This is a genomic window from Brevundimonas sp. (assembly GCF_041648115.1).
Classification (GTDB): Bacteria; Pseudomonadota; Alphaproteobacteria; order Caulobacterales; family Caulobacteraceae; genus Brevundimonas.
In genome coordinates this window covers 1-7,710 of the sequence record NZ_JBAZPR010000033.1, presented here as the reverse complement: position 1 = coordinate 7,710, position 7,710 = coordinate 1, and the positions used below count along the sequence as shown (strand labels likewise).

General features: G+C 66.7%; 7 protein-coding genes. 2 read left to right on the top strand and 5 right to left on the bottom strand.

Going from position 1 to position 7,710, the window contains the following annotated elements:
* Positions 1 to 167: 167 nt before the first annotated feature.
* The 3 genes from WC597_RS17020 to WC597_RS17010 all read right to left on the bottom strand — a co-directional run bounded on the left by WC597_RS17020 (position 168) and on the right by WC597_RS17010 (position 4,225).
* Positions 168 to 2,645, bottom strand: coding sequence for a TonB-dependent receptor domain-containing protein (locus WC597_RS17020; RefSeq protein WP_372695237.1), 2,478 nt, complete (start codon positions 2,643 to 2,645; stop codon positions 168 to 170).
* Positions 2,632 to 3,588 (bottom strand): FecR domain-containing protein, encoded by a 957-nt coding sequence (locus WC597_RS17015; RefSeq protein ID WP_372695235.1) that lies wholly within the window; start codon positions 3,586 to 3,588, stop codon positions 2,632 to 2,634. Before WC597_RS17015 ends, WC597_RS17020 begins: the two co-directional genes overlap by 14 nt.
* A 109-nt stretch (positions 3,589 to 3,697) precedes the next feature.
* A complete protein-coding gene (locus tag WC597_RS17010; RefSeq protein ID WP_372695233.1) occupies positions 3,698 to 4,225 on the bottom strand; it encodes an RNA polymerase sigma factor in 528 nt (175 codons plus the stop codon).
* 198 nt (positions 4,226 to 4,423) lie between these two features.
* On the opposite strand from WC597_RS17010, the gene WC597_RS17005 reads away from it, so the two are divergent.
* Together WC597_RS17005 and WC597_RS17000 are read left to right on the top strand one after the other, a co-directional pair.
* Positions 4,424 to 5,389, top strand: a complete 966-nt coding sequence (locus WC597_RS17005; RefSeq protein ID WP_372695231.1) for a hypothetical protein — start codon at positions 4,424 to 4,426, stop codon at positions 5,387 to 5,389.
* A 3-nt stretch (positions 5,390 to 5,392) separates the two neighbouring features.
* Positions 5,393 to 6,547, top strand: a complete 1,155-nt coding sequence (locus tag WC597_RS17000) for a glycosyltransferase family 4 protein (protein ID WP_372695229.1) — start codon at positions 5,393 to 5,395, stop codon at positions 6,545 to 6,547.
* A gap of 4 nt (positions 6,548 to 6,551) precedes the next feature.
* Here the strand turns inward: WC597_RS17000 and WC597_RS16995 are convergent, their stop codons facing one another.
* Positions 6,552 to 7,142, bottom strand: a complete 591-nt coding sequence (locus WC597_RS16995) for a class I SAM-dependent methyltransferase (protein ID WP_372695227.1) — start codon at positions 7,140 to 7,142, stop codon at positions 6,552 to 6,554.
* Between the two features lie 163 nt (positions 7,143 to 7,305).
* Positions 7,306 to 7,611, bottom strand: coding sequence for a DDE-type integrase/transposase/recombinase (locus WC597_RS16990; protein WP_372695239.1), 306 nt, complete (start codon positions 7,609 to 7,611; stop codon positions 7,306 to 7,308).
* Between the last annotated feature and the right edge of the window lie 99 nt (positions 7,612 to 7,710).

The following is a 7,710-nucleotide window of genomic DNA, read 5'->3' as shown; positions in this document are numbered from 1 at the left end:
GCCTGGCGGATGATCGCGGCGGGGAAGCGATGGCGCTTGAACGATAGTGGCTTCACGAATTGCGATCTCCGATCAGGCCATTAGGCGGTCTGAAGTGGAGACAAGTTAGCGTTAGACTGACAGCACCCACCGAATTCCTATGAGGGAACGTCGTGGGTGAGGGTCTGCTATTGAGGCGTCCACCTCAGCGTGACGCCGATAGTGCGGGGGCGCAAGGGAGTGACGGCCTGGGCGTCAGGCAGGCGGAAGGGGTCGCTGTAGGCGAAGGTGTTGGCCTCGGTGTCGAACAGGTTGTCGACGAACAGGGTCGCGACCCAGAGCGAGGCCTCCACACCCAGCGCGAACCGACCCGTGCCATAGTCGCCCATGCGGTTCTGCTGGCGGCCGTCGAAGGTCAGACGGGACGAACCGACGTATGACAGGCCTCCGTCGGCGAGCAGTTGAAGGCGATCCCCCAGCGGCCAACGCCAGGTGAAACCCAGATTGGCCGAGGCCTTGGGCACGCCGGGCAGACCGGCGTCGCGTCGGGAATCGAACTGATCGCTGGGATCGGTGATGCGGGGATCGGCGACCAGGCCGTTGGCGAACAGCTCAAGCGTCTCGGTCGGTTTCCAGTTCGCCTCGATCTCAAACCCCAGATCGGCGCCGTCGCCGACGTTGACGACATAGGCCAGTCCGCTGGGCAGAAACTGATCGCTCTGCACATCGCGCCAGCGCGCCGCATAGACGGCCGCACGCACTCGGGCGCGTCCATCGGGCGAACGGTATTTGGCGCCGAACTCCAGGTTCCACAGCGAGTCCGGCTGGTATTCGCGCGCCGGTGAGTCCGCCAGGCCGCTGAAGTCCTGTCCGATGACGCCTGCGGTGTTGAAGCCCCCGGCGCGGTGACCCTGGCTGATCTGGGCCGACAGGTTCAGACGTTCGCTGGGCTGCCAGGCCAAGGCGATCTTGGGCGTCAGGCCGGAGGACGCGCCGCTCCCGTCGAAGGCGCGCCGCCGCGAACCCTGGCGCACCTCGGAGGTCGTCTCGTAGTCGAGGGCGTAATAGCGGGCGCCGGCGGTCAGGCTCAGTTTTGGCGTCAGGTGCAGCGACGCCTCGCCATAGACGGCGGCCTCGTTCAGGCTGTCGCGGCGCGTCTCGGAATAGACGGTCAGCGGCGCCGGCCGCAGAGCGGACAGGACGGGGTTGGTGCGGGTGGTGCTGGACGACACCAGGCCGCCAGCCAGCCAGCGCCAACGGCCCACGTCGGGCGATGCGAAGTTGGCTTCACCGACGATCAGATGAATGTCTTTGTTCTCGTCCAGGGCGCCGATCCGCCAAGGCGACCCAAAGCGACGCAGGGCGCTGGAGGCGTCGTATCGGCTCTTGAACCCATGTTCGACCACGGCGAGCGAGGCATTCATATGCCCCCAGGCGCCCCGGCCTTCCAGCGTCAGCGAGGCCTGATCGAAGCGGTTCTGGTGGGGTTCGCGCACCAGATTGGCGCGTCGCAGCGGGCCTAGGCCGCGATACACATAGTGGGTGTCTTCGGTCACGATCGACTGGTGTACGACGCCCGCTCGCGCAGTCCAGCCGGGCGCGATCTGCAGCGCCGCCGATACGCGGCCGCCGCGCCGCGTGCCGTCGTTGACACGCCGCAGCTTCAGTTCGACATCGTTGATGTATCCGCTGTAGGTTTCGCCATAGACCGCCGCGCGGATCGCCGCGCGATCCCCTGCCAGCGGCAGGTTGGCGATCAGAGAATAGTCGGAGTTCGTGCCGCCGCTCCTGGTCTGGGAGCGGGTGAGGGCGACCGACAGGTCTTCCTGCCCGAACTCGGGCGCGCGTGTGACGATGCGGACGACGCCGCCGATAGGGCCCGTGCCATAGAGCGTGCCCTGGGGGCCGCGCAAAACCTCGACCCGATCTATATCGATCAGCTTCAGATCGGGATCGGGCGCGCTGTAGGTGATGGGTGTCAGGTCCAGATACAGGCCCACGGTCGACTGGGTCAGGCCGGTGAAGACGCCATCGGATATGCCGCGCAGCAGGATCTTGTTTCGGCCGGGACCGAGGTTGGTCACCGTCATGCCGGAGACCAGACTGTCCAGCCCCTGCATGCCGGTGACGCCGGAACGGACCATGCGCTCGGAAGCGACAGCCGTCATGGCCGAGGGCGAATCCTGGATCAGTTCAGGTCGGCGGAGTGCGGTGACGACCACCTCGCTGACCTGAGCCACTTCTTCGGCCGGCTGACGGGCGAGCGGGCGGGGTGCGGGTTGCGACGCGGCTGGGGCCGGGGACGCGCGCGGGATCCGGCTGATGATCACCGCGCCGTCGCGACGGATGGCGTGACGACAGCCGGTTCCGCTGAGGATGCGCGTCAGGGCGGCGTCCAGAGACATCCGGCCGTTCAGCGTGGCGCTGGTTCCCGAACAGGCCGTCAGACTGCCGCCCAGCGACACGCGCGCCTGAAGTGCGAGGTCGAGCAGCGCGCCATCGACGGATTGGCGGGAGACATAGAAGTCGAACGTGGACGCGTCGGCGGCTTGCGCCGGCGGGGTCAGGGCCGTCGTGAACAGCAGGGCAAGGCTGGAAATGAAGGCGGCGGCGCGTAACCGGAAAAGGCCGGGGAATTCAGGCCGCTTGGCCTCAGCCGGCCTCACGCGCGTTTACGCGAACTTCGCGCGCCGAGGCGTCCACGCGAACCGGAACGAAATCCTGCAGTTGTCTCAACATCACGGCCTCGTCGCCAATACGCAGTGCGCCCGTAAAACGCAGCGCCTGAGCCGATATCGATAGCACAACCGGTTTGTCGAGATAACGCGAAAGATCGTCGGCCACATCGGCCAGAGGGCGGTCGCGATAGACGAGTACGCCCTGCCGCCAGTCCGAGGCGTGTTCGGGCGAGATGCTGGTCACGGCAGGCGCGCTGCGTCCGCGCTGTTCCAGCGATTGACCGGCGACCAGCCGGACAGGCTTGGTCGCGCTGGCGGGGGTCACGGCGACGACGCCGCGCTGAACCGCCACGGCGAAGTCGTCGCCGTGGTTCAGGACGTTGAAGGCCGTGCCCAGCACCTGGACCTGATGATCGCCGGCGGCGACGACGAAGGGATGGGCCGGGTCGTGGGCGATGTCGAAAGCGGCCTCGCCTTCGGCGAGCGACACCGATCGTTTGTCGCCGTCGAAGCGGACGTTCAGCTTGGAATGGCGATTCAGATAGACGCGCGAGCCGTCTTCCAGCGCGACTTTAAGGGGCGCGTCGGCGGTGGCGTAGGTCTGGCCGCCCGGCGTCATCCAGAGGAACAGGCCGACAGCCAGGGTCACGCTGGCGGCGATGCCCAACGCAGCGCCAAGCCAGGGCGAGCGTTTGTGGGCGCGGCGCTTTCGGGCGACAGCCAGGTCGATGACGGGCGCGGCCGTCGTCATCGGGGTTGCGTGATCGAGATCGACCCAAAGGCTTTCGACGGCGTCATAGGCCGCGACATGGGCGGGCGACGCCCCCAGCCAAGACTGGAAGTCGAGCCAGGCACACTCTGGGGCATCGTCGTCACGCAGGGTGACGAACCAGTGCAGCGCCTTTTCCTTGATGTCGGTCTCTGCGGTCATCCGATCCCAGCCTGGAGTTCCGCCGTGCAACGGACTTCCTGATAACCAGACGTCGCCGCGAAGGCCGCACCTCCAGATTGATTCCCCAAAAGGGTGAAAAAGGCCGTCGTCATGGCTGAACCTTTCGGGCCAGAACGCGAAGGGCGTCCATCATGTGTTTCTCGACGGAACTGCGCGAAACGCCCAACTGGGCGGCGATGTCGGGGTAGCTGACGCCGTCGAACTTGTGCAGGCGAAAGACTGTCTGAGTCTTGGGCGGCAGGGTTTCCAGCGCGGCGACCAGGCGGGCCAGCCGCTCGCGCCCCGCCACGACCGCCTCGGCGGAGGGGGCGGCGTCCAAATCTTCCGCCGCGCCGACCTCGTGGTTGATCTGGCGCCACTGGGTGTCGCGGTTGGTCGCCCGCTGGCTGGAGCGCCAACGGTCCATCAGCAGATTGGAGGTCAGCCGGAAAAGGAAGGCGCGCGGATTGTCGGGCGGCGGATCGGGATCGAGCGCCGAGACCTTGAGGTAGATGTCTTGCAGCACGTCATCGACATCGCCGGATGCGCCGCCCAGCCGCGCCCGGCAGAACCTCGCCAGGTCTTCGCGCTGCTCCAGGTAGGCGGCGACCAGGGGATGCGCGGCGGGCGCGGTCAAGCAGGCGAAATCCTCTCATGCGACCGTCGCGGGTCGTGACCCTCAATGCCGTGACGATTTTCCTGAGGCAAGGGCCGGTCGGCGGCGTCCTTGTCATGAAGGCGCCGTGCAGCGCCGACGAGCAGGATCCAGATGCGCGCGTTTGCAGGACACGACGGCACTGCGGCTCCGGCCTATTTGGTCGGCTAGGGCGTCGTCATGTTCGACATCTGGCGCTCGGGCTTCATCCGCCGTCCCTTAAGCAGTTTCCTTGACCATGCGCCGCGCGTCGACGAGGTGGTCTGGCTGCCGGATTGCGGGCCGCATGCCTATGTAGCGGACCCGTTCGGGATAACGCGCAACGGGGTGCTGACCGTCTTCGTCGAGGCGTTCGACTATCACGTGCGCCGGGGCGAGATTCACTATCGCCAGTACGACGCCGACGACCGGCTGGTGGGCCAGGGCGTCGCCCTGACCGAGCCTTGGCACCTGTCCTATCCGACCTTGATCGAGGACGGCGGCGAACTTTACATGCTGCCCGAGGGCTACAAGAGCGGCGGGCTGATCCTGTATCGTTGCATGCGTTTCCCCGACCAATGGGAGGCCGTTGCGCGCGTCGGCGAGGCGGCGGCCATTGATGCGACGGTGGTGAAGTACGACGGTCGGTGGTGGATGTTCCACGCCCTGCCGGGACCCGACGACCGGGCGATGCGCGAGCTTCATATCGCCTGGGCCGACAGCCTGACCGGGCCCTGGACGGCGCATTCCGGCAATCCAGTGATGAGCGGATTTCAGACCTCGCGGCCCGGCGGGTCGGCCTTCCTGCGTGACGGCGCTCTGCATCTGCCGGTTCAGGACTGCGCGGGAACCTATGGCGCGGCGATCAATCTGTTGCGGATCGACGCCCTGACACCGGGGATTTTCTCGGCCTCGGTGGTGAAGCGGTTCGAGGCGGGCGATCTGATCGAGGGCTTCGGCGACGGCTTCCATACCCTGTCGGGCCATGGAGACATCACCTTCATCGACGTGAAGGGCATCCGACAGTCGCCGGCGGAACCCTGGCTGAAGGCCGGGTTCAAGGCGCGTCGCCTGTTAGGTCTCAACGGCCCGCGCGGTCGTCGTGCGACAGGCGCCGCCGTTCATCCCCAGATTTTCTCGCCCGCTTCCGTTCGCAAGGAAGGCTAGACCATGCGTATCGCCGTCGTTCTGCCCCGTGGCTGCAGCTTCTGTCCCGACAAGGCCAACTCGATGGAGACGGTGGTGCGCACCCTGTCGGCGCACAGCCGCCTGAACCGTTCGGTCACCCTGATCTGCGATGCGGGTGCGACGCCGCGTGCGGACCTGAACATGCTGACGGCGCCGGCCGGTTTGGGCCGCAAGGCGCGCAACGAAGCGGTGGCGGCCATCCTCAAGGCGCTGTCGCCCGACATCGTCGAATATCATCAGCAGTTGAAGGCCGCGTCCGAACTGGCGCGTCAATTCCCTGGCGCGACCCACGTCCTCTATCGCCACACCCGCATCAAGCCGGCCAAGAACCCCATCGAGGCCTTCCGCTACGGTCGCCGCCTGGCGCGGTTCGACCGGCTGGTGTTCGTCAGCCAGGCGGCGGGACAGGAGTTCGCGACGGACTATCCGCGTCTGGCCGGGCGGGTGTCTTCGGTGTGCAATCCGATCGAGGTCGAGGCCTGGCGTGCATCGCCGGACGTCCGCGAAAACCTGATCCTGTTCTCCGGCCGCGCTATGCGGGACAAGGGGCTGGACCTGTTCTGCGCGGCCTTGGCCGAGACGCTGGATCGTCATCCCGACTGGCGTGGCGCGCTGATGCTGGGCGATTGGGAGAAGCATCAGGACTGGGCCGAGCCTTTGGTTAGGGCGCTGGATCGGTTCGGCGACCGGGTCGAGATCCACAAATCGGCGTCCCTGGCCGAGGTCAGAGACGTGACGCGTCGCGCGGCCATCGCCGTGACGCCGTCACGCGTTCGCGAGGCCCTGGGACTGGCGGCGCTGGAGGCCCATGCGGCGGGCGCGGCCCTGATCTCGTCGGGTCGTGGCGGTTTGCGCGAAGCGAGCGGCGAACACGCGGTCTATGTCGAGGTCGAGGACGCCGCGCCCCTGACGGCGGCGATGAACCGCCTGATCGAGAATCCGGCGGAACGGCTGGCTCTGGCGCGCAGCGGACAGGATTTCGTGGAGCGGGTGCATTCCCCCAGCGCCCGCGCCGCCGAACTGGACGCCCTGCGCGAGGTCTTGGCCGACCGGTCGCTGTCGAGCCGTTCGGCGGCGAAGGCCCGCTGGTCGTGGTTCCTGCCGCGACACGGGTCGCAGCCCAGACTTCAGGGATAGGCGCCTAAGCCTTACGGACGAGGCTGTCGTAAACGTGGGTCACCGCATCGAACCGCACGCGTGTCGGCTGGTCGCCCAGCGGCGTCGGCTCGAAGTCGGCCTCGGTCAGGCCGGCGGCGACCGGATCGTCGATCTTGTCGGTGTTCCAGCCCAGCAGCAGCCGCCCGCCGGGACGCAGGATGGCGGCCAGCGCTTTCAACGCCATTCGCTGTTGCTCGGGACTATCGACGCCATAGCCCAGCACGCCGTTGCAGACGATGGCGTCGAAGGTCGTGTCGGAGAAGAACCGATCCGCCTCGCAGACGTCGCCGGTGCGGTGCCGGCCCTCGCGCCCCCAGCGTGCCGCCGCCGCGTCGATGTCGGTCGTCCAGACCTCGCCGCCGTGGGCTTCCAGCGCGGCATAGTCGTCCAACGTATATTCGCGGCACCCGACCCACAGTATGCGCCCCCCATCGACCGCCAGGGCGGGGACATAGCTGTCGGCCATGACGCGGCGGTCCGGCAGGCTGCGGATGCGGGCGGCCTTGGCGGACCGCCGCTTGCGGTCGGCGTCCTTGCCGAAGATCAGCGCCCTCACGACCGTTCCCAGACCCACGCGCTTCCCCTTCGATTGCCCCATGGTTGTTATCGAGCGGCGGTTGATCTGCCAATCGCCAGCTTGGCGATTTTGCAGGGCTTTATTGCAAAGCCAAGCTTTGATGGGACAGTGCTGTCAGGTTAATCGAGGAGCACTGCAACTTGCGCAACCCGACGAAATCTCAGGCGACAGCGACGGCCCATGCCGCATTCGCCCCGGCGCGGAAACGGCGGAGGTTCGGTCGGCTGATGAGATGTCGTTGCGTGTAGAAGGTGTTGTAGATCGCGGCGTGGGTTGTGAGAAAGCGCTGGGCTGAAGCCTGAGATTTGAAAAGTTGCTGCTGTCGCTTCCGCCGGCGTATCGGCAGGTGGGAGTTCTCCACTCGATTGTTTTCTCGCAGTCGGCCAGGGGAATGCAGGTGCCGCAGGCCAAGTTGGCCCAAGGCCGCTTGGTATGATGCGTGACGTGACCCCCGTTTCTCATCCAGCCATAACGAGAGTCCTTTGGTGATCTGAACTGGGGTTGGTGGGGTTGGCAAGAGGCCGGTCAGCGCAGCCTTCAACCAGCGCAGCGGACCGGCCGATTT

Coding starts and splice junctions, on each gene's coding strand:
- WC597_RS17015 (WP_372695235.1), bottom strand. CDS start 3,588: ATGACCGCAGAGACCGACATCAAGGAAAAGGCGCTGCACTGGTTCGTC.
- WC597_RS17000 (WP_372695229.1), top strand. CDS start 5,393: ATGCGTATCGCCGTCGTTCTGCCCCGTGGCTGCAGCTTCTGTCCCGAC.
- WC597_RS17005 (WP_372695231.1), top strand. CDS start 4,424: ATGTTCGACATCTGGCGCTCGGGCTTCATCCGCCGTCCCTTAAGCAGT.